We start from the raw sequence: 26,082 nt of genomic DNA, 5'->3' as shown, positions 1-26,082 counted from the left end.
GGTAAAGGCCGTCTGAAACCGCACAACAATCATTGAAACGAATTGATAGAATGCTTGCATAGCTTAACCGCATTTAAAATTCAGACGGCTAGAATGGGAACCGCTGACAGAGATTGCTTTTCCCTTGAAGTAATCGAAGTAGTGAGTAAGACGTTTTCCCGCAATGTATTGACCATTCATGCTTCTCCCTTGGCGTGGATGGTTTTTTTTGTCTGTGGTTTTTGCAGCGCAGACGTCAAATCTGTGAGGCCGTCTGAATGGCTGGGTAGGCTACCGCACCATTCAGACGGCCTTTTTTGATTTTATATGGCTTTTGCATGGGCATTATCTGAAAAACTGCCCGCAGCAGGCTTTGAATTTTTTGCCCGAACCGCAAAAACAGAGCTGTTTCATGCCGGGCAGCGGCACGGTGGGGTCGATAAAATACCAGCGCCCGCCGATGTGCACGAAGGCAGACAGTTCGTGATGGCTCTGTATTGTGCCGGCATCGGCAAAACGGGCTTCAAATTCAACCAGCGCATGGTTTTTGGAAGCAGCAGGCGGGTGCGGTAATATTTCCAGCCCCAGCCATTCGGCCGATTCGCTCCACTGCCGTATGGCTGCCCGATTCAGCAAAGCCTGTTGGGCGGGCACGGTGGTGGCAATGATGTAGTCGGTATGGTGCAAAACATAAGCGCAATAGCGCGAACGCATCAGTTGTTCGGCGCTTAGCGGGCGGTTGCTGCCGTTGTGGAAAGGGGCGCAACAGTCGGCATAGGCATGGCCGGATTGGCAGGGGCAGGCAGTGGTCGGGGTCATGGCAGCGGGCGGCGGGCAAAAAGCCATTTTAAATCGGCGGCGGGCAGGGTGGCAATGTTGCGTTCGGCAAATCCCGATTCATTTGAAAAACAGGCGGCGTTGCTTGGCCTTGCTGCCGGCGGGCTGCTGTTTCGACTGGGCATCAAAGCGCTTGATAAAGTACGAATATACTCGTACAATTTACAGCGAAGTTTTACCGTTAAACCGGCGGCGGCGCTGCGGGCTTTTGCCTGATGTGGGCGTATGCTTGCCGGATGACTAAATGCCCGCAAATAGGATGCAAGGAGAAAGCGCATGGCCAAATTCAGACATATTTTCCAACCCTACACCTTAAAAACGCTGCCTTTGCGCAACCGCATTGTGATGAGCCCGATGTGCCAATACAGCGCCGATAACGGCCTGCCCAACGATTGGCATTTCGTGCATTATACGAGCCGCGCCGTTGGCGGTGTCGGGCTGATTATTGTGGAAATGACCAATGTTGCCCCTAACGGGCGCATTACGCCGCGCTGTTTGGGTTTGTGGAACGATGCGCAGCGTGATGCATTTCGGCGCATTGTGGATTCGGTGCATGCGCAAGGTGCGAAAATCGCCATTCAAATCGGCCATGCCGGGCGTAAGGCGCGCGAATGTGATGATGTGGTGGCGCCCTCGGCCATTAGTTTCGGCGAGTCGGATGTGGCCGGTGCCGTTTATGCCACGCCGCGAGAATTGAGCAAGGCCGATATCGAAGCGCTCGTCGGTCAGTTTCAGACGGCCGCAGAAAGGGCGGTGGCGGCAGGTTTCGATGCCATCGAGCTGCATGCGGCGCACGGCTATCTGATTCATCAGTTTTTTTCGCCCAAATCCAACCGGCGCAGCGATGAATACGGCCAAGACCGCATGTTGTTCGGCGAACAGGTGATCCGAGCCGTTAAGGCTGTGATGCCGTCTGAAATGCCGCTGATCGTGCGGATTTCTGCACAGGAATACGGCGCCGGCGGTTTCGACAGCGATTACGGCGTGGCAGTGGCCGAGCGGTTTGCGGCAGCCGGTGCTGATGTGTTTGATGTGAGCGGCGGTGGCGACGGCGTGCTCCATCCTGACCATACGCCATTGTTTCAGGCCGGTTATCAGGTGTTTTTGGCTGAAAAAGTCAAACAGGCCACAGGTTTGCCGGTTATCGCGGTGGGCATGCTGGAAAATCCGGCCGTGGCCGATTATGTGTTGGGCAATGGGGTGGATTTGGTAGCGGTGGGGCGCGGCTTGCTGCGCGACCCGCATTGGCTGCTGAATGCTGAATACGATCAGCCGCAGGCCGACAGCGGCGAGATGCATTTTGTGCCGACGCAGTATCAGCGCGGCTATCGTTAGCGTGTTCTGACCATTCGATTTAAGGGTGCTTTTTGCTCCTGAAAACGCATCTGCTGCGTTAAAAAGCCTCGCAAGATGCCCAATCTTGCTGCGTTTTTTGCCTGGCATCTGCATTTTCAGGAACAAAAAGTCCCTCATAAACGACACATCAGGACACCCTAGCAGCTATCAAACAAAACAGGCCGTCTGAAATGGTTTTCAGACGGCCTGTTGTTTTATGGTTTGCTCTGCAATTGATCGTAGTCCAGCATCATGTATTTGGCGGGGCGCTGTTTCTTTTCATTGCCTTCGTCGCTCATAATCATCAGCCGCGATTCGCCGTTGATGGTAATGGAATCAATCGATTCGACATTGTTGAGGTTGATGATGTCGGGCAGGGCAATCGGCTCGGGCTCGCTGTGCGGATTACCGTTCCAAGTCCACAATTGAGAATAGGTGTTGTCTTCATGGCCGGTGATTTCATTGACAATCATATAGGTATCCAGCACCGGGTCGTAGCTCAAGGCGCGGATGCCGCCGCCGCTGAGGTTGAGGAAAATCACCTCGCTGAAGCGTGGGCGGGCGTTTTCTTCAAACATCGCTTTAGGGTTGTCGACCACGATAATCATTGAAAGCTCGTTGATCATCGGCTCGCGAAAGCCCAACAGTAGGCGGTTTTGTTTGCGGTCGTAGAGCAGGCCTTCGATGTTGATTTTTTCAAAGTCGACTTCGGCATCGATTTTCGAGCGGATCAGCTTGCGCAGGCGGGGATCATTGTCGAGTGCATCGGTAAGGCCTGAAAAATAGCGTACATCGCGCACATCGTTGCCTTCGATTTTGAAGCGCAGCATATGTTCGCGGTCGGGGCGGCGCTCGCCTTTTTTGTTGCGCGAGTGGGAAGTGATGGCGTAAACATAGCCTTGGTTGTCTTTTGCCAAGCCTTCCAAATCGCTGAGCTTGCGCTTGAAGCCGCGAATCAGGCGCACATCGAGGGCTTCGTCTTCATACAGCGTGCCGTCTTCGGCAAATTTCATCAGGCTGAAGGCGCGCGAAGATTCGTCTTCCACCACCAGCAGGCGGCCGTCGGGCAGTTGTTGCACGGCGGAGGGCTCGTAGATGTTGTCGAAATCATTGATGCCGAGGTTGCGCAGTTTGATGGTTTGGCCGGTTTCGGCCAATACCGGCATGATGTTTTGAATGGATTTCACGCCGACAAAGGCGATAACCGAAGCCAGCAGGCCCCAACGGAACACGGTGTAAGACATATTGAGATACTTGAATTTTTTGTTGGCAATCATGCCCAGCCAATAAAGCTGGTCGCTCATTTTGTGGTAAACCTCGCTGCGGCTGGCTAGCATTTCCTGCATCCGCTGCCAATACTGGCTTTTGGAAAGCCGTGCGCGGTCTTCGTAAATCAGGATGTTGGGTTGCTCGCCGTCGGCAAATTCCTGCTCGGTGTGAATCACACGCTGCTTGAAATCGCGCAGCTTGGCGCGGCGGGCGGCTACGTCTTTTATCCATTCCCACAGTGCGCGCGGCAGGCCGGCGCGTTCGGGGGATGCGGAAATCAGTGCAAACACAATGGAAGCGGCGGCGGTAAACATAAAAATGCCGGCGGGTATCAAAAAGGCCGGTGATGAGGCGAAAATAAAGGCGCCGGAAATCATCAATGCCGACACGATGAAGCCGTTGAGCGAAATCATGATGTTGGCCTTGGTGGCCGCCAGCGCGATCAGTTCCAGCTCGGCGCGAAAGGCGTTGCGGAACATCGTTTCTACGCCTTTAGAGGTGCCGATGTTGTCATCAGCGTTTTCTTTAGCGGTTGCCGCTTTCTTGGCTGGTTTGTTTCTGCGCTTTTTGGCTGCGGGTTTTTTCTTTTTCAAGCCGGCTTCTTTGGTTGGCCCGGGCATGACGGGTGTGCCGGTTTCCGTGGTGCTGCTATCGTTGTCTGGCGCGATGGTATTTTCTGTTGCGGTCGTTTCGGTGTCAGTATCTGCGTCTGCCGGCGCAACGGAAGTGCCCGGCACGGAGGCAGGGATGCCGGCTGCTTGAGAAGTTTCTTCAGCCGGATTGGTCGGGTCGGCAGAGGAGTCTTGCGCATTTGTGTTTTGCCCGGTCGGTGTGTGATCGGGCGGATGGGGTTCGTGATCGGGTGTGTGTGGTGGGGCAGTCATATAGGCGATATTCTTTCGTGGATATTATGCGCGGGGTTATTTCATGCAATAGGAATAATCGAATAGTGGGTAGAGCCGGATGACAGAAGGAAGTTCCCCTGTATCTGATGGTTTTATGATGATTAATACCCATTCAAAAAATAACCTAACTGCATTGACTCGCCAGAGCCCGAAGAGGACACCCTAGGGTGTCCTGACAATTCATATATCATCATCTTTTTTGTGCTAAAAGCACATCTGCTGCGTTAAAAAGCCTCGCAAGATGTCCAATCTTGCTGCGTTTTTTGTCTTGCACCTGCCTTTTCCGGAACAAAAATCCCCTCATAAACGACACATCAGGACACTCTAAGACGCTGATGTGCCAAGTCAGTCAGCTTCGTATTATCTGTACTGTTTTTGGCTTGCGGCCTTGTTCGCTTACTTTTGTGAATGGGTATTATTTTGAAAACAAGCAACATACAAAGGCCGTCTGAAACTTTGCTTTCAGACGGCCTTCAAAACATATGGCGGTGTTTACACCACAATATTCACCAAACGCCCCGGCACGACAATGATTTTCTTGGCCGGTTTGCCTTCCATGAATTTTATTGCGCCTTCGGTAGCGAGTGCGGCGGCTTCAACGGCATCTTTCGGGGCATCGGCAGCAACAGTGATTTTGCCGCGCAGTTTGCCGTTGACCTGCACCATGATTTCGACTTCCGATTTGACCAGGGCAGCTTCATCGGTTTGCGGCCAGGCGGCATCCCACAGGTTGCTGCCGGGGCGCAGTTCGCTCCACAGCGCTTCGCAGATATGCGGCACAATCGGCCACAGCAGGCGCACGGCGGCTTCGAGGGTTTCTTGTGCTACGGCGCGGCCTTCTGGGCTGCTGCAATCGGTTTTATCAAACTGGTTGAGTAATTCCATTACGGCGGCGATGGCGGTGTTGAACTGCAAACGGCGGCCGTAATCGTCGCCCACTTTGGCAATGGTGCTGTGCAGCTTGAAGCGCAGCTCTTTCAATGCTTTGCTCAGGCCGCTTTGATCGCCTGAGAATGCTGCAACCACGCTGCCTTTGGCGGTGTAGTCATACACGGTGCGCCACAGGCGGCGCAGGAAGCGGTAGGCACCTTCTACGCCGCTGTCGCTCCATTCCAGCGATTGCTCGGGCGGTGAGGCGAACATCATAAACAGGCGGGCGGTGTCGGCGCCGTAGGCATCAATCAGTGCTTGCGGGTCGACGCCGTTGTTTTTCGATTTCGACATTTTTTCGGTGCCGCTGATGACCACGGGCAGGCCGTCTGCTTTCAAAACGGCGGCAACCGGGCGGCCTTTGTCGTCAAAGGTCAGCTCGACATCGGCGGGGTTGATCCAGTTTTTGCTGCCGTTGGCGGCTTCGCGGTAATAGGTGTCGCACACCACCATGCCTTGCGTGAGCAGGCGCTCAAACGGTTCGTCTACATTTACCAGGCCTTCGTCGCGCATCAGTTTGGTGAAGAAACGGGCATATAAAAGGTGCAGGATGGCGTGTTCGATGCCGCCGATGTATTGGTCGACCGCGCCCCAGTATTGCGCGGCTTGCGGTTCGACCATGCCTTGATCGAATTTGGGCGACATGTAGCGGAACGGATACCAGCTCGATTCCATAAAGGTATCCATGGTGTCGGTTTCGCGTTTGGCCGCGCCGCCGCATTTGGGGCAGCTGGTTTCGTAGAATTCGGGCATTTTGGCCAGGGGCGAACCGCTGCCGTCGGGCACGACGTTTTCAGGCAACACCACCGGCAGTTGTTCGGCGGGCACAGGTACATCGCCGCAGCTGTCGCAATGGATAATCGGAATCGGGCAGCCCCAGTAGCGTTGGCGCGAAATACCCCAGTCGCGCAGGCGGTATTGGGTTTTCGGCTCGCCGGCGTTTTGCGCCTGCAAGTCGGCAGCCATGGCATCAAAGGCCGTCTGAAAATCCATGCCGTTGTATTTGCCGCTGTTGATCAGTTGGGTGTTTTCTTTTGCGCCATACCATTCCTGCCATTGTGCCGGATTGTATTCGGCTTGTTCCAGCGTTGAGGCAATCACTTGTTTGACGGGCAAATTGTATTTTTGAGCAAACTCGAAATCGCGTTCGTCATGCGCGGGCACGGCCATTACCGCACCATCGCCATAGCCCCACAATACATAATTAGCAATCCATACTTCGAGCTTGTCGCCGTTGAGCGGGTTGATGACAAAGCGGCCGGTGGGCACGCCTTTTTTCTCCATCGTGGCCATATCGGCTTCGGCGACGCTGCCGGCTTTGCATTCGGCGATAAAGGCTTGCAGCTCGGGCCGGTCTTGCGCGGCGGCGGCGGCCAGCGGATGCTCGGCGGCCACGGCCACGTAGGTGGCGCCCATCAGCGTGTCGGGGCGGGTGGTATATACTTGCAGATAATCGGCATATTCGCCGCTCAAGCCGATGCGGCTGTCGGCCGCTACGGCAAAGCGCACCTGCATACCGCGTGATTTGCCGATCCAGTTGCGCTGCATGGTTTTGACCTGCTCGGGCCAGTGTTCTAATTTGTCTAAATCGGCCAGCAGCTCTTCGGCATAATCGGTGATTTTGAAGTAATACATCGGGATTTCGCGCTTTTCAATCAGCGCGCCCGAGCGCCAGCCGCGCCCGTCGATTACTTGTTCGTTGGCGAGCACGGTTTGATCGACCGGATCCCAGTTGACGGTGCCGTTTTTGCGGTAAACGATGCCTTTTTCAAACAGGCGGGTAAACAGCCATTGCTCCCAGCGGTAGTATTCGGGCGTGCAGGTGGCGATTTCGCGCTGCCAATCAATCGCAAAACCGAGGCTTTTGAGCTGGTTGCGCATGTAGGCAATGTTTTCGTAGGTCCATTTGGCCGGAGCGACATGGTTTTTCATGGCGGCATTTTCGGCAGGCATGCCGAATGCATCCCAACCCATCGGCTGCATCACGTTGAAGCCGTTTAAGAGTTTGAAGCGGCTTAATACGTCGCCGATGGTGTAGTTGCGCACATGCCCCATGTGCAGCTTGCCGCTGGGGTAGGGGAACATGGAAAGGCAGTAATATTTGGGTTTGCCGGTGTTTTCGGAAACGTTAAACAGGCGGGCGTTTTCCCACTTGGTTTGTGCGGCCGGTTCGATGGCCGAGGGTTGGTATTGTTCTTGCATGGTGGTTGCTTTTGTGAAATTGCGGCAGGCGCAAACGGAATAAAATAAAGCGGAATTATAGCAGTTTGCAGTGTGGTTTAAAAATAATCGGCAAGGCCGTCTGAAAAAGGAAGAGTCTTTTCAGACGGCCTCTTCGACTTTGTTTAAGGCTTTGAGCAGTTTGTCGGTTTTTTCCGGGTCTTCGTTGCGCATCAGCCTGGCCACTTCGCTTTCAAGTTTGACGGTGTCGCTGCGCAACACCATATCTTTAACGCCCAAAAGGTTGTTGGGGTTCATGGAAAAACGGCGCAGGCCCATGCCGAGCAGCAGGCGGGTGTAGGTGTTGTCGCCGGCCATTTCGCCGCATACCGACACGGTTTTGCCCATGCGGTTGGCCGTGCGGATGATGTGTTGCAGCAGCTTCAATACGGCGGGGTGGCCGGGCTGGTAGAGGTAGCTGACGCTGTCGTCGCCGCGGTCTACCGAGAGGGTGTATTGAATCAAATCGTTGGTGCCGATAGAAATGAAATCGACCTGCTTGAGCAGGCTGCCGACGGTAAGGGCGGCGGAGGGGATTTCGATCATGCAGCCGACTTCGATATTACCGAAAGTTTCGTCGCGCTCGTTGAGCTGGCGTTTGGCGGTTTCGAGATGCACCAGGCATTGCTTCAATTCGGAAAGTGAGGCCACCATCGGCCACATCATTTTCACGGGGCCGTGGGCGGCGGCACGCAGGATGGCGCGCATTTGGGTGCGGAACATCACCGGCTCGGCCAAGCACAGGCGGATGCCGGTGAGGCCGAGGGCAGGGTTGAGGCTGCCGTTGGGGGTGGTGTTTTGGCCGAACCAGCGCGGGTTTTTGTCTACGCCCAGGTCAACGGTGCGGATGGTGAGGTTTTTGCCTTTGAGTTTTTTGACGAAAGCGCTGTAGACCTCGTATTGTTCTTCTTCAGACGGCATGGTGTCGCGGTTGAGGTAGAGGAATTCGCTGCGGAACAGGCCGACGCCGTCTGCCCCCAGATTATGCAGTTGTTTGATGTCGTCTACCGATTCCATGTTGGCGAGCAATTCGATGTTGATGCCGTCTTCGGTGGTGGCGGCGCTTTTTTTCAGCTTGTTGAGCGCGCGTTTGCGGTTTTTGTATTCGCGTACGTGGCGGCGGTATTCGGCCAGCACTAAATCGTCGGGGTTGATGATCAGCACGCCGTTGATGCCGTCGACAATCACCCATTCTTCTTCCCGAATCAGGTTGCGGGCATTGTGCAGACCGATAACGGAGGGAATGTCGAGGCTGCGGCCGAGAATGGCGGTGTGGCTGGTGGGACCGCCGGCATCGGTAACAAACCCGGCGATGCGCTGTGCTTTGAAATGAACGGTATCGGCGGGGGAAATGTCGTGGGCGATTAAGATGGTGTCGTCGGGCAGGTCGGTTTCGAGGTTGAGCTCGTTGCTTTGGCCGATTAAGTTATTGTGGATGCGTTCGACCACTTGCAGCATGTCTTGTTTGCGCTCGCGCAGGTAGGCATCGTCGATTTCGTCGAACTGTTGCGCCAGTTTGTCGGTTTGCTGTTTGAGCGCCCATTCGGCGTTGATTTGCTGCTCTTGGATGATGTCGGCGGGTTCGCGCGAAAGGGTGGCATCGGTGAGCAGCATCAGGTGCAGTGAGATGAAGGCGCCCAATTCGGTGGGGGCGTTTTCGGGAATGGCGCTGCGGAGCTGCTCCAGCTCTTTGCGGGTGGCCTTGATGGCGGTTTCAAAGCGTGTTGTTTCGGCGGCCAGCTCTTCGGCAAGGATGTTGTATTGCGGCACTTCGGTCATGCCGCGCAATATCAGGTGCGCCCGCCCGATGGCGATGCCTTTGCCGGCGGTAACGCCGTGTAACACGATGCTCATGGTTATTCGCCTTCGCCGAAATAGCCGTTAATCAAATCTGTCAGCGCCTGCATGGCGGCGGCTTCATCAGGGCCGTCGGTTTCCAGCTCGATGATGCTGCCTTTGGCGGCGGCCAGCATCATCAGCCCCATGATGCTTTTGCCGTTAACGCGCCGATCTTTGCGGATAACCCATACTTCGCTTTGAAATTGTGAGGCGGTTTGGGTGAATTTGCTCGATGCGCGCGCGTGCAGGCCGAGCTTGTTGATGATTTCGATTTCTTGTTTGAGCATGTTCAGCAGCTTTCGTCGGGGGGGGTGGTGATGTCGAGAATGCCGTTGATGGCGGCGGCTTTGACGCTTTGGGTAAAGGCGGTAAGGTCGGCGGCGGCGGGTGAGTATTGGATGGCTTTGACCATCATCGGCGCATTCAGGCCGGTGAGCATGGCCACCCGGCCTTCGCGCACGAGTTTGCGCGCGGCATTGCAGGGGGTGGCGCCGAAGATGTCGGTCATCACCAATACGCCGTCGTGGCAGTTGAGCTCTTGAATCAGTGTTTGGGTGCGGCCGATGATTTCTTCGTGCTGCTGCTCTTGGGTTACGCCGAGAATTTTAACGTTGGCGGGCGCGTCGCCCGGAAAAAAGTGCTGGGCAAGGCCGCGGTAAGCGTCGCCGATGGCTTCGTGGGTGATGATGAGAATGCCGATCATGAGCGGTTTCCTGATAATTCTGCGTTGGGCGGAGGTTGTGTTTTAGATGGGTTGTTTATGTATATAAGGTCAAACAGGCCGTCTGAAAAGAGGGGGCTTCAGACGGCCTGCCGGTTTTACGGGCAAGCCGGTCGTTTGGTTGCGTGCCGGCATTATCCGGCAGGGTTGAGCGCATAGACGGCGCCGAGGTTGCGCCATGCGCCGGCAGCATCCATGCCGTAGCCGAACACATAGCGGTCGGGCACGTCGATGCCCACGTAATCGGCCTGTATCGGTTTGGGCTTGCTGATGAGTTTGTTGGCAAACACCGCTGCCGAGCAAGAGGCGGCGCCCATTTCAACCAGCTTTTCTTTGATGGCGGCCATGGTGTGGCCCTCGTCGAGAATATCATCGAGCACCACCACGTGGCGGCCGGCGATGTTTTCGGGCTCGGGCATGCGCAGCCAGTTGAAGTTGCCGCCTTCAAGTTTGTCGCCGTAGCGTGAAACGTGCACATAATCGAAATCGAGCGGAAAGCGCAGCAGCGGCAGCAGTTGGCCGGTAAATACCACCGCGCCGCCCATCACCGGCAGCAGCAGCGGATATTTGTCGCCCAAATCGGTGCGGATTTCGCCGGCCAGCCGCTCCAGCGCGCTGCGGCATTCGGCTTCGCTAAACAGCAATTCGGCGCGGTCGAGCATGGTTTGGGTGTGTCGGCGTTTGGTTTGGATGTCCATGATGGTTTCGTTGTGTGTGGGCAAAGGCATATTATAGTACAGCTGCGCTTGTTATAATACCGGTTCGGAAAAGTAAGCCTGCGGGCGGGGTGGCGCAGTCAGATTGTTCTCAAATGGGTATAATCACTTTTTACCTGTTCAGACGGCCTGATTCAACATGCACGATGCTTACGCTTATTTAGAAGATTTAAATGCTCCGGCCACCCGGCAGTTTGCCGCCGGTGCCCATGCCGAAACGCTGGCGCGTTTTTGCAGCGGTGGGGATTTTGACCGCTTGGCCGAGGATATTACCCGTCAATTGCAAGACGAGCGCCAAATTCCGTTTTGTCAGGAGCACCGCGCGCGCATGTATCATTTTTATCAAAGTGCCGACTATCCGAAAGGGGTGTACCGGGTGTGTTCCGCCGCTTCTTACCGCGCGGGGATGCCCGATTGGCAGGTGTTGTTTTCGGTGGCGGATTTTGATGAAATACTTGATGACGATGTGTATCTCGAGGGTGTGTCGCATTATGTGGAAGCGCCGCAGCAAGTGTTGATCACGCTCAGCAGTGCCGGTGCGGATGCGGCGTATACGCTGGAATTCAACTTAAACGAAGGCGCGCTGGTGGCGGGCGGTTTTCATTTTCCGCCCGGCAAAAACCATATTGCCTGGCGCGATGCCGACAGTGTGTGGGTGTGCCCCGCATGGGACGAACGCCAGCTGACGCGGTCGGGCTATCCGCGCGAAGTGTGGCTGCTGCGGCGCGGTCAAAGTTTTGAAGAAGCTTTGCCGGTGTATCAAATGGCTTCAGACGGCGTGATGGTCAATGCTTGGCGCTATCTTGATGCACAAGGTGCGCCGATTGATCTGATTGAAGCGGCAGACGGTTTTTTCAGCAAAGATTATTTATATGTGTCGCCGGCGGGGGAGGCAGGCCGTCTGAACCTGCCTCGTGATTGCGAAGTGGTGGGCTACCTGGCCGGGCAGCTGATGTTGCAGTTGCGCAGCGATTGGGTGCGCGCCAACCAATGTTATCCCGCCGGCGCCTTGGTGGCGGTGAAGCTTAATAAGGGCGACATCGGCGCGGCGCAGGTGTTGTTTGTGCCCAACGAAACGCAGGCATTGGAAAGTGTGGAGACCACCAAGCGTTTTGTGGTTGCCGCTATTTTGGATAACGTATCAGGCCGTCTGAAAGCCTGGCGTTTTTCAGACGGCCTCTGGCAGGAGGCAGAAATACCGGCGCTGCCGCAGGGCGCATTGGAATTGGCCGACCAGCCGTGGGGCGGTGATGTGGTGTATATCGCCGCCAGCGATTTCACCACGCCGCTGACATTGTTTGCGCTGGATTTGAACGTGATGGAGTTGACCGTGTTGCGCCGCCAGCCCAAGCAGTTTGATTCAGACGGCATCAAAGTGCAGCAGCTTCACGCTGTTTCTTCAGACGGCATCAACATCCCTTATTACCATGTCGGCCGAAGCACTGCGCCCGACACGCCCACGCTGGTGTATGCATACGGCGGCTTCGGCATGCCCGAGCTGCCGCATTATCTCGGCACCGTCGGGCGGCACTGGCTGGCGCAGGGCAATGCTTTTGTGTTGGCCAACGTGCGCGGCGGCGGCGAATTCGGCCCGCGCTGGCATCATGCCGCACAGGGCTCCGATAAATATAAAAGTGTTGACGACTTATTGGCGGTGGTGCGCGATTTGGCGGCACGCGGCTTGAGTTCGCCCAAACACATCGGCCTGCAAGGCGGCAGCAACGGCGGCTTGATTACCGCAGCGGCCTTTGCGCGCGAGCCGCACAACATCGGCGCGCTGGTGTGCGAAGTGCCGCTCACCGATATGCTGAATTATACGCAGCTGTCTGCCGGCGCGAGTTGGATAGAAGAATACGGCGACCCTGAAAACCCCGCCGAACGTGAAAGCCTGGCTGCTTTATCGCCGTATCACCGGCTTTCAGACGGCCTGAATTATCCGCCCGCACTCATTACCACCAGTTTTTCTGATGACCGCGTCCACCCCGCCCACGCGCTCAAGTTTTATGCCAAACTGCGTGCAAACGGCCAACAATGCTGGTTGTATGCGCCTGGCGGAGGCGGCCACACCGGCAACGGCACGCAGGCGCAAACCGCCGCCGAATTGGCCTGTGTGTTGCGGTTTTTGCACAATCAGCTGCAATAAAGCGGTTGGAGGCCGTCTGAAATTTGTTTCGAATGCGCTCGCACGGCTGCAAATATTGCGGCGGCGCTTAAAAAGGCCGGCTAAATATTTGATTGTTTAAGAAAACGAAAAGCCGCTTGTGATTCAAAATAAGCCTATGATAATATGCCGCGTAAACCAATCGGGTTTTTCCCGGCTGTTAAAAGCTGATTTTAGATGGAAAACTCTAAACTAATTCGGTACAATAACCGGATTGAAAATTTTTTGAAACTCGCCTGTAAAGGCTTATAAGGACTGACCGACATGTCAAATATTGAACAACAAGTTAAAAAAATTGTTGCCGAACAACTGGGTGTGAATGAAGCCGAAGTGAAAAACGAATCTTCATTCCAAGATGATTTGGGCGCTGATTCTCTGGATACCGTTGAGCTGGTAATGGCTTTGGAAGAAGCCTTCGGCTGCGAAATCCCCGACGAAGAAGCCGAAAAAATCACCACCGTGCAGCTGGCAATCGACTACGTTCAGGCACACACCGCTTAATTGCGCGGTTTCATACCGAAATATCGGCCTCTGCTGCGGGTTTGCCTGCCGACAGAGGCTTTTCCCTTATTACACCTTGTGAATCCGGGTTCAGACGGCCTGGTTTGAATGTGCAAACCGACGCCGCTGCCCTATACAGTGAGACAGTTTATGAGCCAGAGAAGAGTGGTTATTACCGGCCTGGGCCAAGTATCGCCCGTGGGCAACGATATCGCAACCGCATGGAGCAACCTGCTGGCCGGCCAAACCGGTATCGGCACGATTACCCGCTTTGATGCCTCTGAGCTGGCCTGCCAAGTGGCGGGCGAAGTCAAAGATTTTCAAATCGGCGACTATATCAGCGCCAAAGAAGCCCGCCGCATGGATGTATTTATCCATTACGGCATTGCCGCCGCGCTGCAAGCCGTTGCCGATGCCGGGCTGGATGATGTCGAAGGCCTCGATAAAGACCGCGTGGGCGTGAACATCGGCTCCGGCATCGGCGGCCTGCCCAGCATCGAAGCCACCGGCAAGCAGGTGTTGGAAAGCGGTGCCCGTAAAATCAACCCGTTTTTTATTCCCGGCTCGCTGATCAACCTGATTGCCGGCCATGTTACCATTCTCAAAGGCTATCGCGGCCCCAGCTACGGCATGGTTTCGGCCTGTACCACCGGTGCGCACGCCATCGGCGATTCGGCGCGGCTGATTAAATACGGCGATGCTGATGTGATGGTGGCCGGCGGTGCGGAAGGTGCCATCTGCACCTTGGGGATGGGCGGTTTTGCCGCCATGAAGGCTTTGTCTACCCGCAACGATGACCCCGCCACCGCCTCGCGCCCGTGGGATAAGGGGCGCGACGGTTTTGTTATGGGCGAAGGTGCCGGCGTGTTGGTGCTGGAAGAGTTGGAGCACGCCAAAAAACGCGGTGCCAAAATTTATGCGGAGCTGGTGGGTTTCGGCATGAGCTCCGATGCTTACCACATTACTGCCCCGAATGTGGACGGCCCGGCAATGGCCGTGCGCCACGCTTTGAAAGATGCCGGCCTGAACCCCACCGATGTGGACTATGTGAATGCGCACGGCACCTCTACACCCTTGGGCGATGCCAATGAAACCAATGCGCTGAAACTGGCCTTGGGTGAAGAGCATGCCCGCAAAGTGGTGGTGAATTCCACTAAATCTATGACCGGCCATTTGCTCGGCGCGGCCGGCGGTGTGGAAGCGGTGTACAGCGTATTGGCGGTGCACGAGCAAAAATCACCGCCCACCATCAATATTTTCGAGCAGGATATTGAAGCAGGCTGCGATTTGGATTATTGCGCCAACGAAGCGCGCGATGTCAAAATCGATGTGGCGATTTCCAATTCATTCGGCTTCGGCGGCACCAACGGCACGCTGGTGTTTAAAAAGTTTGCCGGATAAGCTGTCTGCTGTGATTGCCTGAAACATATGCCGTCTGAAATCGTGGGTTCAGACGGCATTTTATCGCCGTTAAACTTCATTTCTGATGATGAAGTTTAACGGCGATATTATGGGAACGATATAACCCATTCACAAAAATAACCTAACGGCGTCGGCGCATCTTGTCGCCTTGTTAGTTTGCTTTTGTGAATGAGTATAAGTGGGTGCGGTGTCTATGCAAAATGATTCAGCAGCGCGGCGATAAACATCAGGCCGTCTGAAACGGGGTGTTTCAGACGGCCTGTTTTGCTTCAAATGGTTGTTTTAGTTGTTGTCAGGATGAGACTTGGCATCGCTTGAAGACGGCAGTTCGGGCATGGTGCGGGCGGATTCGGGCACGCTGCCGGAGAGGGTATTCAAGAAGGCTACGATATTGTCCACATCTTCTTGCGGCAATTGTTTGCCCAATTGTGCTTCGCCCATAATGCCCACGGCTTTATCAAGCTCCCAAACGCTGCCGTCATGGAAGTAGGGGTAGGTGCGGGCAACATTGCGCAGGCCGGGCACGCGGAAGACGAATTTGTCGTTTTCAGACTGTGTGACTTCGAAGCGGCCTTCATCATGATTTTTGCTGCCGGTAAACTGCCAGTAAGGGCCTTTGACCAAACCGAATTTCTGGAATGATTCGCCGCCGAGGTTAACGCCGGCGTGGCAGGCGATGCAGCCGTTGTTGATGAATGAGCGTACACCGTTGCGCTCTTGCTCGCTCAGTGCATTGATGTTGCCTTTCAAATAGTCATCCCATTTGGTGGGCGTGAGCAGGGTGCGTTCGAATGCGGCAATGGATTCGGTGATGTTGGCAAACGTGATTTCACCGCCTTTGTCGGTATAAGCTTGCTTGAAGGCTTCCTGATATTCGGGAATGTGGGCGATTTTGGCAACCACCGAAGCTTCGTCTTTGTTGGCCATTTCAACCGGATTGAGCAGCGGGCCGCCGGCTTGCTCTTCTACTGTGGCGGCACGCCCGTCCCAAAATTGGCTGCCCAGAAGGGCGGCATTCAATACAGTGGGCGAGTTGCGGCCGCCGAAGCTGCCTTTGTGCCCCTGGCTGGTGGGCATATTGTCGACACCGGCGCTGGCGAGGTTGTGGCAGGAGTTACAGCTGACGGTGTTGCCGCGTGAAAGGCGCGGATCATACCAAAGCTGTTGGCCGAGCTTGATTTGAGCCTCGCTGACCGGGTGGGCTTTCTGCATTTCTTCCAGGCCGGGCAACGGTTGGAAAATACCTTGAGCCTGCTTCAACAGCTCGCGGTCTTGCTCTGAAGCTGTGCCGCCGGGTGCCGGTTCGGCGCTTGCGGATGCTGTTGGCGCGGATGCCGGTGCAGCGGTTTGGGCGGGGCTGTCTGCGGGTTTGTCGCCGCATGCAGCCAATGCCAGCAGCGTGGCAAATGTGAGGGCGCGGGTTCGGATGGCTTGGTTCATGGCTGGTTCCTTTTATGTGAATAACACTTTATAAAAACGGCTTTTCCGAATGAGGTGTGTTATTGTTTCTTTTGGTTAAGTATAGGGAGGTTGCCGCTTGCCGCTTTTGTTTTATATCAACCTTGATTGTTGAATTGTTTTTACATATCAATACAATAGTTATTTATAATCAAATAATTGTACGGCATAGGTTGATGCGGTCGAGCCGTGGCGGGGTGTTGGAAAATCAAGCCGGCGCTTGCACCTTTGGCACGATTGTTTTAAAGTGAAGCGCAATTTTGAGTGAGAGATTATTATGAAAATAACCGTGATGGGCGCAGGCTCCTGGGGCACTGCGCTGGCAATCCATTTTGCGCAGCATGGCAACGAAGTGGCCATATGGGCAAGAAATGCCGGGCATATGCAAACCTTGGCGCAGGAGCGTGAAAACAAACGCTATCTGCCCGGATTCGCCTTGCCGCAAGGGGTTGCTGTGCATACTGAGCTGGCAGACGCTCTGCAAGGCGCCGAGCTGGTGTTGATTGTGACTTCGGTGGCCGGTTTGCGCGACAGCGCGCAATTGCTGGCGGAGCATGGTGTCGGCCATTTGCCCGTGCTGACGGCCTGCAAAGGGTTTGAGCAGGACAGTGGTTTGCTGACTTTCCAGGTGGTGAAAGAAGTGTTGCCTGAAAATGATAAAATAGGCGTGCTTTCGGGGCCGAGTTTTGCACAAGAGTTGGCGCAGCAGCTGCCGTGTGCCGTGGTGCTGGCTTCTGAAAATAAAGCGTGGATTGAAAGCCTGGTGGCTGATTTGAACACACAGGTGATGCGCCTCTATGGCAGCGAAGACGTCATCGGCGTGGCGGTCGGCGGCGCAGTAAAAAACGTGATGGCCATTGCTACCGGCCTTTCAGACGGCCTCGAATACGGCCTGAATGCCCGTGCAGCGCTGGTTACGCGGGGTTTGGCCGAAATCACCCGGCTGGCGATTGCAATGGGCGCCAAACCGAAAACCATGATGGGTTTGGCCGGTATCGGCGATTTGATTTTAACCTGCACCGGCGCTTTGTCACGCAACCGCCGTGTGGGTTTGGGCTTGGCGGAAGGCAAAGAATTGCACCATGTGCTCAAGGAAATCGGCCATGTATCCGAAGGCGTGAGCACCATTGAAGAAGTGTTTAATACCGCTTGCAAATATCAGATTGATATGCCGATCACGCAAACCTTGCTGCAACTTATCCGCAAAGAGCTGACCGCCCAACAAGTGGTGGAACGCCTGATGGAGCGTGAAGCCCGCTTTGAATAAGGCTATTTTGCCCATTTAAAGTAGGCCGGCAATGGGTATCAGGCCGTCTGAACAGCCGTTCAGACGGCCTTGTTTGACAGTGGGGCTGCATCCATCTATGCTTGCAGCCATGCCCTTCGGGTTGTGTAGAAAAGGTTGTGTAAAAAAATGAATCAGTCTTTAGAAAACTTGGAAGTAAGCGTTTACCGGCTGGCGCAAAAGTTTGAAACGATTGTCGGCGAAAACAAACGCCTCAACGATGAAATCGCCCGCCTGAAAACGGAGCAGGCACAGCAGGCCGATGAGCACCAGGCCGCGGTAGACGAATTGAGCGAGGCGTTGCTGGTGCAGGTGGGCAAGCTGAAAAACGACTTGCAAGGTAAAATCGACAGCCTGACAGATGAAAACCGGCAATATCGCGATTTGCTGGATGCCAGCGCCGCAGAGATTCGCGGCCTGCTGGCCCGATTGCCGCAGGCGGCGGCCAATGAAAACGAGGCAGAATCATGAGTGTAGAACAAGTCAGCGTAGAAATTGTCGGCCGCGAGTTTAAAATCGGCACGCCGGCCGAAGAAAAACATACCTTGTTGCAAGCAGTTGAGATGCTGAACCAGAAAATCGATGTCATCAAACAAAGCGGCCGCATTGTTGAAACCGATAAAATTGTGATTATGGCCGCCCTAAATGTGGTGCACGATTTATTGAAGATGTCGATGAAAGATGATTTGGCAATCGGCGAGTTTGAGCGTAAAATAACAAGCATGGCAGAAGCGTGTGACAAAGCGCTCGCCAAGCTGGCTTAAGCCGGAAAGTTAGTTTTTCCCTGCGGTGTTCGCGAAGGCATATATTCCTTTGAACCAATACGTTCGCTTCAGGTTGCCGGGAGTCGCAGTGGGCGCGAGTGTCTGTTTGCAGATGCACCCGAAACTGCCCGAGGTAACCGCCTTGTCTGCAAGGTTCAAGCGGATTCCAGCCCGAACGGCATCTGCGGGGATTCCATTTGGAAATGTCGCCCTCAGGCGGCATTTCATCTTTACAATCGGCTGAAATACAACACCTTTCACTGCTTTCAGACGGCCTGATGCAATAAATGATTCAGACGGCCTCAATTTCATTGACAGAAACCCGATTCATCACTAAAATCGGTAGCTTTCTATATATTTATTTGGATTACTCCTTATGAAAACCTTTTCAGCCAAACCGCATGAGGTTAAGCGCGAATGGTTCGTGATCGACGCTCAAGACAAAGTTTTGGGTCGCGTTGCTGCCGAAATCGCCCACCGTCTGCGCGGTAAACACAAACCCGAATACACTCCGCACGTTGACACCGGTGATTACATCATCGTGATTAATGCCGACAAGCTGCGTGTAACCGGCAACAAAGCCCTGGATAAAAAATACTACCGCCACTCAGGCTATCCGGGCGGTATCTATGAGCGCAACTTTACCGAAATGCAGGAGAAATTCCCCGAGCGCGTTTTGGAAAAAGCGGTAAAAGGCATGCTGCCGAAAGGCCCGCTGGGTTACGCCATGATTAAAAAACTGAAAGTATACGCCGGTGAAGAACACGGCCATGCTGCCCAGCAACCTAAAGTTTTGGAAATTTAAGGACACCACATGAACGGTAAATACTACTACGGCACTGGCCGCCGCAAAAGTTCAGTGGCTCGTGTATTCCTGCAAAAAGGTACCGGCCAAATCATCGTAAACGGCCGCCCGGTTGACGAATTCTTCGCCCGCGAAACCAGCCGCATGGTGGTTCGCCAGCCTTTGGTTCTGACCGAAAACGCAGAAGCGTTCGACATTAAAGTCAACGTAATCGGCGGTGGCGAAACCGGCCAATCCGGTGCGATCCGTCACGGCATTACCCGTGCCCTGATCGACTATGATGCTGCCCTGAAACCTGCGCTGTCTGAAGCCGGCTTCGTTACCCGCGATGCTCGTGAAGTGGAACGTAAAAAATTCGGTCTGCGCAAAGCACGTCGTGCGAAACAGTTCTCCAAACGTTAATTGTTTCCGATATTCAAAAGCCCTGCTTTTCAGCAGGGCTTTTGTTTTAAGGCGTGACACATTGTGGCGGCAAAGCCAAAACTTTGTTGGTATTTTGAAAAATCATGCAAGCTTAAAACATCTTTCTTGCCTGTGTGTGTATGATGATGCCGGTAACTCCGGTTAGTTATCCCATTCTATAAAACAACCTGATTGCAGCGGCTTGCTGCTGTACCCTGTGCGGCATATAAAGTTCGCTGTCTCGCCAGTATATTTTTAAATGGGAACAAGCCGTCAAATATCTTTACAATTCTGTAACCGTCAATAAGTTTAAGAGAGGAAAAGTCATGGGTTGGTTAGTAACCATTATCGTAGGTTTTGTGGTCGGTGTTTTGGCAAAAGTATTGCATCCGGGCAAAGATAACTTGGGTTTTATCATGACCACTTTGCTGGGTATTGCCGGTGCATTGCTGGCCGGTTGGGTAGGGCAGGCTGCCGGTTGGTATCAATCGGGCGAGCCGGCCGGCTGGATTGCTTCCACCATTTTTGCGGTTATCATTTTGGCTATTTATACCCGTGTGATTAAAAAATAATCATGACAGGCATTAAGATGAAAAACAGGCGTACAGCCTGTTTTTTCTATTTATAAACAGATCATGCCCATTATGGTTTGGGCGGAGAAAAACATCATGCATAAGCGGATGGTTTATTGGCTGAAACAGATTGTGCAAACTGTGATTATTTTGGCCGTGGTGGCCGTTGCAGTAGATTGGTGGCGGCAGCCGGTGCAACCGGTGGGCTTTACGCAAACGCCATGGCAAACTTTGCAAGGTGAGCGGTGGACATTGGCCGAATTCAGCAGCAACCGCCCGGTGGTGGTGTATTTTTGGGGCAGTTGGTGCGGTATTTGCCGCTATACTTCGCCGGTGGTGGAAAAGCTGCATCAAGCCGGCGTGCCGGTGATGGGTGTTGCACTCAGATCGGGTTCGGCTGATGAGGTTGCGGCTTATATGCGCGGGCACGATTATGACTTTGATACCTTGAATGATGCGGATGGCAAAATTGCCGCGCAGTGGCAGGTGGCGGTTACACCGACGATTGCGGTAATTAAAAACGGCAATATGGTGCACCATACCACCGGTTTGAGCAGTTATTGGGGATTACGCAGCCGGATATGGCTGGCCGATTGGTTGTATTAATCGTCGTTCAAAAAATAAATCAGCTGTGGGCTTATGTTAATTTGTAAACAATCTGACTGCGCGGTAAAGCCCGGCCGCATTGATGATCTTCGCTCAGTTTTCTGTAGTAGATTTATGGGAATTTGATGATATCAGGCCGTCTGAAACCTGTTGATAAAGGTTTCAGACGGCCTGTTAGATGCGGTGGTTAAAACAGTTGCAACACAAAGAAAATCAGTGTGTGCAGAATAAACACCGGCACCAGAATACCAAACGACCAGGCCATGTAGCCGAAGAAGCTGGGCATTTTCACTTTGCGCTGCTCGGCAATGGATTTCACCATAAAGTTCGGCGCATTACCGATATAGCTCAGGGCACCCATAAATACCGAGCCCATTGAAATCGCCAGCAGGGTGTGGAACAGCGGGCCGCTCATCAAAGCTTGGGCATCGCCACCGGCCATGTTGAAAAACACGAGATAGGTGGGGGCGTTGTCGAGAAAGGCCGACAAGAGGCCGGTCATCCAGAAATACATGGTGTTGATAGGGTTGCCGCCGGCATCATGCACCATGGAAATCAAGCCGCGGAATGCGCCTGCCTCGCCGGCTTTCAAAATCGCCAATACCGGCGCGATGGTGATGAAGATGCCGAGAAACAGCTTGCCCACTTCCAAAATCGGATCCCAGTTGAATTCGTTTCCGGCACGCACCTGTTTGGGGGTAATGGCCAGCGATACGCCGGCAAGGCCGAGTAAAATCAAGTCGCGCACCAGGTTTTGCAGCTGATAGGTGCTGCCCAGGATTTCAAAGCCGGGATGCTCGGGTTTCCACAAGCCTGACATCAATACAGCCGCTACCACGCCGGCGAGCAACAGGAAATTCCATTTGCCGAAAATTTTCAGCGGGCTGTCGGGAGAAGGGTCGGTTGCTTCGATTTCATCTTCTTTATTGTAGAGATGACGGTCGAGAAAATAGAAAGCTATCAGCAGAATCACGGCGCTGATGAACACGGGCGGCAGCATGTGTTGCACCGTCCACATAAAGTCTACGCCTTTCAAGAAGCCCAGAAACAGTGGCGGGTCGCCCAAGGGGGTGAGGCCGCCGCCGATATTGGCCACCAGAAAAATAAAAAACACTACCACATGCACGCGGTGTTTGCGGTTGTCGTTGGCTTTCAACAGCGGGCGGATCAGCAGCATGGCCGCGCCGGTGGTGCCCATCAGCGAAGCGAGCACGGTGCCGATGGCCAAAATGATGGTGTTGGTTTTAGGGCTGCCGTGCAGATTGCCCCACACCAAGATGCCGCCTGAAATGGTGTAGAGCGCCAGCAGCAGCAAAATAAACGGAATATATTCTTCCACCAGCGCATGTGCCACCGTGTGGGTGGCGGCGCCAAAGCCGTAGACCATAATCAGCGGTACCAGAAACAGTAAGGTCCAAAAGGCGGTGATTTTGCCGAAATGATGATGCCAGAAGTGTGGTGCGAGCAAGGGGAAGAGGGCAATCGACAATAAAATCAGCGCAAAGGGAATGCCCCAGGTCAGGCTGAGGCTGGCACCGTCGAAATCGGCGGCCTGTGCCAGCAGCGGCATCAGCAGCAATGGGGTGAGAGCGGTTTGGAGGCGCATCGGCTTTCCTTTTCTTTTTCGGGTCAATCATATCGGGCGGGGCATGCCGCCCGGCCAAGCGGTATCAGGAGATTGAGTGCCGGCATGATGGCGCGGTATCCGGCGCCTTTATGCGGCTTGCAACGTAACCGAAAGATTGTAAAGGAAAAGCCGGATTCATTCCAGCGCAAAGCTTGTTTGTTGACAATTAAATTTTTTAAAACGGCTGATTTGATTAAATAAATGCTGAAAAACAATTAATTATGGATTTTTTGATAAGGTAAAAATCATCAGGCCGTCTGAAAACAGTGTGAAAATCGGCTAAAAAACTTTATCTGCCGCTCGGTTTCAGGCATCGGGCAGCCGCCACATCCATACCGCCACGCTGAAACAGAAAACCGCAGCGGTGGCGGCGATCCACCATTGGGCGGGAAAGCGCCACAGTAAAATCAGGCAGGAAAGCGTCATCATGGAAAAAGCCAGATATTTTGCCCGGCGCGGCACGGCGCGGTTGCGTTCCCAGTTTTGCACCATCGGGCCGAAATAGCGGTGGCGGTGCAGCCAGCGGTGGAAGCGCGGCGAGGCTTTGGCCCAGCAGGCGGCGGCCAGAATCACAAACGGCGTGGTCGGTAATACCGGCAGAAAAATACCGATAATGCCGAGCCCGAGTGAAAGTGCGCCACACAGCCAAAACAGCCCGCGCATCATCATTTCGAGGCCTTGTCTATAGGAAACGGGCAGCGGGGAATCGCCAGTTTTTCCCAACCTTCGTGTCCCATTTTTTCGAGCAGGGCGATGTTGCGCTCAAAGATGTCGGCCGCATCGGGAAACGCTGCGGCGGCTTTGGCAATACTGCTTTCGCGAATCAGGTGCAGCGTGGGGTAGGGCGAACGGTTGGTGTAGTTGCTGATGGCGTCGGTTTCGGTGTTGTCAAACTGGAAATCAGGGTGAAACGGTGCAATTTGCAACACGCCTTCCAGGCCGAGATCGGTTACGGCGGTATCGGCAATGGCGGTTATATCGTTAAACAGCAAAAAATCGCCAAACAGCGTGGGGTGTACCAGCAGGGTGGTTTCGATTTCTGTGGCCGGAGTGTCGGCTAAAAGCTGCAATTCGCGGTCGAGATCTTCGAGAAAGCCGTCGAGGTGTTTGGCATGGCTGATGTAGATGCGAACCTGGTCTTTTACATAAGGCGCTTTGGCAAACGGGCAGAGATTCAGCCCGATAACGGCTTTTTCGAGCCATTGGCGGGTGTGGTGGATTACGGTTTGGTCGTCGGTGGCGGTCATGGCGGTGTTTGGATAATAATTGTTATCAATTATAACAAGATTATCAGAGGGCGGCTATGCGTTTGACGGTATGTTGGCCGGATATTATTGGCGGCCGTCTGAAAACCATACACAAAAATAACCTGAGGGCGCAGGCTTTTTTTGCTGTGTGTGGGTACGGTTTTCGACCCGCCTGGCCGGCTTTTGTGAATGGGGCGGCAACCCTATCATTCATACAAAGCAGGCTGACTGCCCGGCCGGTTTGTTTGACCAAAAGGTATCAAACACGGCAGAGCGCTCAGCCTGTTGTGCAAACGGTATTTGCAAGCATCAGTCGTATTGCTGCAAATGCCCCAGCGGCAGCGCGGTGGTGTTTTTGATTTCTTTCAGCACAAAGCTGGATTTGGCGTCTTGCACGCCCGGGTGCGAGAGCAGCGTGTCGAGCACGAAATGCGAAAAAGCATTCATGTCGGTGAAAAAAGTGTGCAGCAGATAATCGGTTTCACCGGTAAGCGCAAAACAGCTCAACACTTCCGGCCAGGTTTGCACCGCGCCGGCAAAGTGGTCGCGCGCTTCGCTGGCTTTATTGATGGAAACGCGGATAAACGCCTGCAAGCCGAGTTGCACCGCTACAGGCGACAACAAAGCGGCGTATTGGCGGATAATACCGGCATCTTCAAGCTGCTTGAGGCGGCGCAGGCAGGGTGAGGGCGACAGTGCCACCCGTTCGGAAAGCTCCACATTGGTGAGGCGGCCGTTTTCCTGCAACACTTGTAGAATTTTCAGATCGGTTTTGTCGAGCGTGATTTGTGCCATATGGTCTCCTTTTTTTCTTCTAGTCGTTTGAGGCATACTGCTTGCCGGCAGCCCGAGGCGGATGTTTCGGGCTGTTACGGTTAATATATTCTAATTTAACTTAACGCACAATAGTTTAAAAAACATAATTTTTTAAAATAATGTATGGCTTTATCGTTGTTTTTTAAGCTGCATATTGTTGAGGCCGTCTGAAAGCGCACCAGCGTTTTAACGGAGTGGGGTGCAGCGTTAAGCCGATGTAAAGAAGCACTTGCCCAAATGGCAAATTAACGCCATAATCTAAAGGGTGCAGGAGAGCGTTACAAGCCATTACAACGTAACCACCGAAGGCGCAGACACCCTTAAATCGCTCAGGTAAACGGACTGCACGTATCAAATCAATCTGGAGAGCGGCGCGGCTGCGCCCACCGAAGGGGAGAAGGCCGTCTGAAACGCGCGCCGAAAATCTCAGGTTACAGGACAGATAGGGCTGCGCACATGTTGATAGTGTTGCGCGGCCTATATCTATAAACGGAGAACTTGAGATGACACCCAAACACACACCTTTTTATTCTGCCCATCAAGAAGCTGGCGCCAAGCTGGTGGATTTTGCCGGCTGGAGCCTGCCGATTCATTACGGCTCGCAAATCGCCGAACACGAAGCCGTGCGCACCGATGCCGGCATGTTCGACGTATCGCATATGCTGGTGAGCGACATCACCGGCGAACATGCCCGCGCCTGGCTGCAAAAACTGCTCGCCAACGATGTAGCCAAACTCGGCTTTGTCGGCAAAGCCCTGTATTCCGCCATGCTCAACGACAACGGCGGTGTGATGGACGATCTCATCGTTTACCGCGCCAACGAAGCCGAAACCGCCTACCGCATTGTTTCCAACGCCGCCACCCGCGAAAAAGATTTGGCGCAGTTTGCCAAAGTGGGCAAGGCGTTCGGCATTGAAATCACCCCCCGCTACGACCTCGCCATGCTGGCTGTGCAAGGCCCGCAAGCCATCGACAAACTGCTCGCCGTCAAGCCTGATTGGGCAGAAACCGTCAACAACCTCAAAGTATTCCAAGGCGCAGACATGGGCGGCGACTGGTTTGTCGCCCGCACCGGCTACACCGGCGAAGACGGCGTCGAAGTCATTCTACCCGGCAGCGAAGCCCCCGCCTTTTTCCAAGCCCTACAAGCTGTGGGCGTGCAGCCCTGCGGCCTCGGCGCGCGCGACACCCTGCGCATGGAAGCCGGTATGAACCTCTACGGCAACGATATGGACGATGAAACCAGCCCGCTGCAAGCCGGCATGGGCTGGACGGTTGACCTGAAAGACGAAAGCCGCGATTTTGTCGGCAAAACCGCGTTGGTTGCGTTGAAAGAACAAGGCACAGACGTGAAACAAGTCGGCCTGCTGCTGGCCAAAGGCGGCATCCTGCGTGAGGGCATGGAAGTTGTCACCGATGCCGGCAGCGGCATCACCACCAGCGGCGTGTTCTCGCCCAGCCTCAAACAATCCATTGCCATCGCCCGTGTGCCCAAAGCTTTTGAAGGCGATACGGCCAAAGTGTTGCTGCGCGGCAAAGCAGTAGATGTGCGCGTGTTGAAACTGCCGTTTGTGCGCAACGGCAAGCAGCAGTTTGAATAAGGCCGTCTGAAAAAAGCCGTCTGAAAAAAGCAGGCCGGATACTCGTATCCGACAATCGCCTAGG

General features: G+C 54.2%; 25 protein-coding genes, 1 other RNA gene and 1 riboswitch. Of the genes, 13 read left to right on the top strand and 13 right to left on the bottom strand.

Annotation, left to right across the window (positions count from 1 at the left end):
• Positions 1-324: 324 nt before the first annotated feature.
• Both LVJ83_RS11330 and LVJ83_RS11325 read right to left on the bottom strand, forming a co-directional pair.
• Positions 325-798, bottom strand: coding sequence for a YchJ family protein (locus LVJ83_RS11330; RefSeq protein WP_244784716.1), 474 nt, complete (start codon positions 796-798; stop codon positions 325-327).
• A complete protein-coding gene (locus LVJ83_RS11325) occupies positions 795-1,094 on the bottom strand; it encodes a hypothetical protein (protein ID WP_244784714.1) in 300 nt (99 codons plus the stop codon). The genes LVJ83_RS11330 and LVJ83_RS11325 overlap by 4 nt, the downstream gene beginning before the upstream one ends.
• Here LVJ83_RS11325 and LVJ83_RS11320 point away from each other — a divergent pair.
• Complete coding sequence (locus tag LVJ83_RS11320) at positions 1,093-2,151, top strand: NADH:flavin oxidoreductase/NADH oxidase (protein ID WP_244784712.1); 1,059 nt, start codon at positions 1,093-1,095, stop codon at positions 2,149-2,151. The genes LVJ83_RS11325 and LVJ83_RS11320 overlap by 2 nt on opposite strands.
• Positions 2,152-2,366: 215 nt before the next feature.
• Here the strand turns inward: LVJ83_RS11320 and LVJ83_RS11315 are convergent, their stop codons facing one another.
• The 6 genes from LVJ83_RS11315 to LVJ83_RS11290 all read right to left on the bottom strand — a co-directional run bounded on the left by LVJ83_RS11315 (position 2,367) and on the right by LVJ83_RS11290 (position 10,736).
• Positions 2,367-4,304, bottom strand: a complete 1,938-nt coding sequence (locus LVJ83_RS11315; protein ID WP_244784710.1) for a DUF3616 domain-containing protein — start codon at positions 4,302-4,304, stop codon at positions 2,367-2,369.
• A 513-nt stretch (positions 4,305-4,817) separates the two neighbouring features.
• On the bottom strand, positions 4,818-7,457 hold the full coding sequence (leuS, locus tag LVJ83_RS11310; protein WP_244784709.1) for a leucine--tRNA ligase: 2,640 nt from the start codon (positions 7,455-7,457) through the stop codon (positions 4,818-4,820).
• Positions 7,458-7,577: 120 nt separating this feature from the next.
• Positions 7,578-9,329, bottom strand: a complete 1,752-nt coding sequence (ptsP, locus tag LVJ83_RS11305; RefSeq protein WP_244784707.1) for a phosphoenolpyruvate--protein phosphotransferase — start codon at positions 9,327-9,329, stop codon at positions 7,578-7,580.
• A 2-nt stretch (positions 9,330-9,331) separates the two neighbouring features.
• On the bottom strand, positions 9,332-9,601 hold the full coding sequence (locus LVJ83_RS11300; protein ID WP_244784705.1) for an HPr family phosphocarrier protein: 270 nt from the start codon (positions 9,599-9,601) through the stop codon (positions 9,332-9,334).
• A gap of 2 nt (positions 9,602-9,603) precedes the next feature.
• Positions 9,604-10,017 (bottom strand): PTS sugar transporter subunit IIA, encoded by a 414-nt coding sequence (locus LVJ83_RS11295; RefSeq protein ID WP_244784703.1) that lies wholly within the window; start codon positions 10,015-10,017, stop codon positions 9,604-9,606.
• A 152-nt stretch (positions 10,018-10,169) separates the two neighbouring features.
• A complete protein-coding gene (locus LVJ83_RS11290) occupies positions 10,170-10,736 on the bottom strand; it encodes a hypoxanthine-guanine phosphoribosyltransferase (protein WP_244787767.1) in 567 nt (188 codons plus the stop codon).
• Positions 10,737-10,890: 154 nt separating this feature from the next.
• On the opposite strand from LVJ83_RS11290, the gene LVJ83_RS11285 reads away from it, so the two are divergent.
• From LVJ83_RS11285 to fabF, 3 genes are all read left to right on the top strand, one after another.
• Positions 10,891-12,894: a prolyl oligopeptidase family serine peptidase gene (locus LVJ83_RS11285; protein ID WP_244784701.1), complete on the top strand. Its 2,004-nt coding sequence runs from the start codon at positions 10,891-10,893 to the stop codon at positions 12,892-12,894.
• Positions 12,895-13,176: 282 nt separating this feature from the next.
• A complete protein-coding gene (gene acpP, locus LVJ83_RS11280; RefSeq protein WP_244784698.1) occupies positions 13,177-13,413 on the top strand; it encodes an acyl carrier protein in 237 nt (78 codons plus the stop codon).
• A 150-nt stretch (positions 13,414-13,563) separates the two neighbouring features.
• Entirely contained in the window at positions 13,564-14,814 is a 1,251-nt protein-coding gene (fabF, locus tag LVJ83_RS11275) for a beta-ketoacyl-ACP synthase II (RefSeq protein WP_244784697.1), read from the top strand.
• A 303-nt stretch (positions 14,815-15,117) separates the two neighbouring features.
• Here the strand turns inward: fabF and LVJ83_RS11270 are convergent, their stop codons facing one another.
• On the bottom strand, positions 15,118-16,275 hold the full coding sequence (locus tag LVJ83_RS11270; RefSeq protein WP_244784695.1) for a cytochrome-c peroxidase: 1,158 nt from the start codon (positions 16,273-16,275) through the stop codon (positions 15,118-15,120).
• A gap of 295 nt (positions 16,276-16,570) precedes the next feature.
• Between LVJ83_RS11270 and LVJ83_RS11265 the strand changes: the two genes are divergently transcribed.
• The 8 genes from LVJ83_RS11265 to LVJ83_RS11230 all read left to right on the top strand — a co-directional run bounded on the left by LVJ83_RS11265 (position 16,571) and on the right by LVJ83_RS11230 (position 20,727).
• Positions 16,571-17,560 (top strand): NAD(P)H-dependent glycerol-3-phosphate dehydrogenase, encoded by a 990-nt coding sequence (locus tag LVJ83_RS11265; RefSeq protein WP_244784693.1) that lies wholly within the window; start codon positions 16,571-16,573, stop codon positions 17,558-17,560.
• 147 nt (positions 17,561-17,707) lie between these two features.
• Positions 17,708-18,049 carry a hypothetical protein gene (locus tag LVJ83_RS11260; protein ID WP_244784691.1) on the top strand — a complete coding sequence of 114 codons (342 nt, stop codon included), beginning with the start codon at positions 17,708-17,710 and terminating at the stop codon, positions 18,047-18,049.
• Positions 18,046-18,342 carry a cell division protein ZapA gene (locus LVJ83_RS11255; protein ID WP_244784689.1) on the top strand — a complete coding sequence of 99 codons (297 nt, stop codon included), beginning with the start codon at positions 18,046-18,048 and terminating at the stop codon, positions 18,340-18,342. Before LVJ83_RS11260 ends, LVJ83_RS11255 begins: the two co-directional genes overlap by 4 nt.
• Before the next feature lie 14 nt (positions 18,343-18,356).
• Positions 18,357-18,537: non-coding RNA, 6S RNA (ssrS, locus tag LVJ83_RS11250), on the top strand.
• A 181-nt stretch (positions 18,538-18,718) separates the two neighbouring features.
• Positions 18,719-19,147 (top strand): 50S ribosomal protein L13, encoded by a 429-nt coding sequence (rplM, locus tag LVJ83_RS11245; protein WP_244784687.1) that lies wholly within the window; start codon positions 18,719-18,721, stop codon positions 19,145-19,147.
• Positions 19,148-19,156: 9 nt separating this feature from the next.
• Positions 19,157-19,549 (top strand): 30S ribosomal protein S9, encoded by a 393-nt coding sequence (gene rpsI / locus LVJ83_RS11240; RefSeq protein WP_244784685.1) that lies wholly within the window; start codon positions 19,157-19,159, stop codon positions 19,547-19,549.
• A gap of 326 nt (positions 19,550-19,875) precedes the next feature.
• On the top strand, positions 19,876-20,121 hold the full coding sequence (locus LVJ83_RS11235) for a GlsB/YeaQ/YmgE family stress response membrane protein (protein ID WP_244784683.1): 246 nt from the start codon (positions 19,876-19,878) through the stop codon (positions 20,119-20,121).
• 96 nt (positions 20,122-20,217) lie between these two features.
• Positions 20,218-20,727, top strand: a complete 510-nt coding sequence (locus LVJ83_RS11230) for a protein disulfide oxidoreductase (RefSeq protein WP_244787766.1) — start codon at positions 20,218-20,220, stop codon at positions 20,725-20,727.
• Between the two features lie 187 nt (positions 20,728-20,914).
• Here LVJ83_RS11230 and LVJ83_RS11225 read toward each other — a convergent pair whose 3' ends face one another.
• The 4 genes from LVJ83_RS11225 to LVJ83_RS11210 all read right to left on the bottom strand — a co-directional run bounded on the left by LVJ83_RS11225 (position 20,915) and on the right by LVJ83_RS11210 (position 24,396).
• Complete coding sequence (locus LVJ83_RS11225; RefSeq protein WP_244784681.1) at positions 20,915-22,333, bottom strand: sodium:proton antiporter; 1,419 nt, start codon at positions 22,331-22,333, stop codon at positions 20,915-20,917.
• A 327-nt stretch (positions 22,334-22,660) separates the two neighbouring features.
• The gene (locus LVJ83_RS11220; RefSeq protein WP_244787765.1) at positions 22,661-23,020 is read right to left on the bottom strand and encodes a YbaN family protein; all 360 of its coding nucleotides are present in this window, start codon (positions 23,018-23,020) and stop codon (positions 22,661-22,663) included.
• Entirely contained in the window at positions 23,020-23,601 is a 582-nt protein-coding gene (locus LVJ83_RS11215; RefSeq protein ID WP_244784679.1) for a DUF1415 domain-containing protein, read from the bottom strand. The genes LVJ83_RS11220 and LVJ83_RS11215 overlap by 1 nt, the downstream gene beginning before the upstream one ends.
• 309 nt (positions 23,602-23,910) lie before the next feature.
• Entirely contained in the window at positions 23,911-24,396 is a 486-nt protein-coding gene (locus tag LVJ83_RS11210) for an Lrp/AsnC family transcriptional regulator (RefSeq protein WP_244784677.1), read from the bottom strand.
• Positions 24,397-24,675: 279 nt separating this feature from the next.
• Positions 24,676-24,772, top strand: a riboswitch (glycine riboswitch).
• A gap of 148 nt (positions 24,773-24,920) precedes the next feature.
• Here LVJ83_RS11210 and gcvT point away from each other — a divergent pair.
• A complete protein-coding gene (gene gcvT / locus LVJ83_RS11205) occupies positions 24,921-26,018 on the top strand; it encodes a glycine cleavage system aminomethyltransferase GcvT (RefSeq protein WP_244784675.1) in 1,098 nt (365 codons plus the stop codon).
• Positions 26,019-26,082: the final 64 nt, after the last annotated feature.

The sequence above is a fragment of the Uruburuella testudinis genome (assembly GCF_022870865.1).
Taxonomy (GTDB): domain Bacteria; phylum Pseudomonadota; class Gammaproteobacteria; order Burkholderiales; family Neisseriaceae; genus Neisseria; species Neisseria testudinis.
The sequence above is the reverse complement of the archived record's forward strand: the minus strand, read 5'-3'. Positions and strand labels throughout refer to the sequence as shown.

Coding starts and splice junctions, on each gene's coding strand:
- LVJ83_RS11330 (WP_244784716.1), bottom strand. CDS start 798: ATGACCCCGACCACTGCCTGCCCCTGCCAATCCGGCCATGCCTATGCC.
- LVJ83_RS11320 (WP_244784712.1), top strand. CDS start 1,093: ATGGCCAAATTCAGACATATTTTCCAACCCTACACCTTAAAAACGCTG.
- LVJ83_RS11325 (WP_244784714.1), bottom strand. CDS start 1,094: ATGCGCTTTCTCCTTGCATCCTATTTGCGGGCATTTAGTCATCCGGCA.
- LVJ83_RS11315 (WP_244784710.1), bottom strand. CDS start 4,304: ATGACTGCCCCACCACACACACCCGATCACGAACCCCATCCGCCCGAT.
- leuS (WP_244784709.1), bottom strand. CDS start 7,457: ATGCAAGAACAATACCAACCCTCGGCCATCGAACCGGCCGCACAAACC.
- ptsP (WP_244784707.1), bottom strand. CDS start 9,329: ATGAGCATCGTGTTACACGGCGTTACCGCCGGCAAAGGCATCGCCATC.
- LVJ83_RS11300 (WP_244784705.1), bottom strand. CDS start 9,601: ATGCTCAAACAAGAAATCGAAATCATCAACAAGCTCGGCCTGCACGCG.
- LVJ83_RS11295 (WP_244784703.1), bottom strand. CDS start 10,017: ATGATCGGCATTCTCATCATCACCCACGAAGCCATCGGCGACGCTTAC.
- LVJ83_RS11285 (WP_244784701.1), top strand. CDS start 10,891: ATGCACGATGCTTACGCTTATTTAGAAGATTTAAATGCTCCGGCCACC.
- acpP (WP_244784698.1), top strand. CDS start 13,177: ATGTCAAATATTGAACAACAAGTTAAAAAAATTGTTGCCGAACAACTG.
- fabF (WP_244784697.1), top strand. CDS start 13,564: ATGAGCCAGAGAAGAGTGGTTATTACCGGCCTGGGCCAAGTATCGCCC.
- LVJ83_RS11270 (WP_244784695.1), bottom strand. CDS start 16,275: ATGAACCAAGCCATCCGAACCCGCGCCCTCACATTTGCCACGCTGCTG.
- LVJ83_RS11265 (WP_244784693.1), top strand. CDS start 16,571: ATGAAAATAACCGTGATGGGCGCAGGCTCCTGGGGCACTGCGCTGGCA.
- LVJ83_RS11260 (WP_244784691.1), top strand. CDS start 17,708: ATGAATCAGTCTTTAGAAAACTTGGAAGTAAGCGTTTACCGGCTGGCG.
- LVJ83_RS11255 (WP_244784689.1), top strand. CDS start 18,046: ATGAGTGTAGAACAAGTCAGCGTAGAAATTGTCGGCCGCGAGTTTAAA.
- rplM (WP_244784687.1), top strand. CDS start 18,719: ATGAAAACCTTTTCAGCCAAACCGCATGAGGTTAAGCGCGAATGGTTC.
- rpsI (WP_244784685.1), top strand. CDS start 19,157: ATGAACGGTAAATACTACTACGGCACTGGCCGCCGCAAAAGTTCAGTG.
- LVJ83_RS11235 (WP_244784683.1), top strand. CDS start 19,876: ATGGGTTGGTTAGTAACCATTATCGTAGGTTTTGTGGTCGGTGTTTTG.
- LVJ83_RS11230 (WP_244787766.1), top strand. CDS start 20,218: ATGCATAAGCGGATGGTTTATTGGCTGAAACAGATTGTGCAAACTGTG.
- LVJ83_RS11225 (WP_244784681.1), bottom strand. CDS start 22,333: ATGCGCCTCCAAACCGCTCTCACCCCATTGCTGCTGATGCCGCTGCTG.
- LVJ83_RS11220 (WP_244787765.1), bottom strand. CDS start 23,020: ATGATGCGCGGGCTGTTTTGGCTGTGTGGCGCACTTTCACTCGGGCTC.
- LVJ83_RS11215 (WP_244784679.1), bottom strand. CDS start 23,601: ATGACCGCCACCGACGACCAAACCGTAATCCACCACACCCGCCAATGG.
- LVJ83_RS11210 (WP_244784677.1), bottom strand. CDS start 24,396: ATGGCACAAATCACGCTCGACAAAACCGATCTGAAAATTCTACAAGTG.
- gcvT (WP_244784675.1), top strand. CDS start 24,921: ATGACACCCAAACACACACCTTTTTATTCTGCCCATCAAGAAGCTGGC.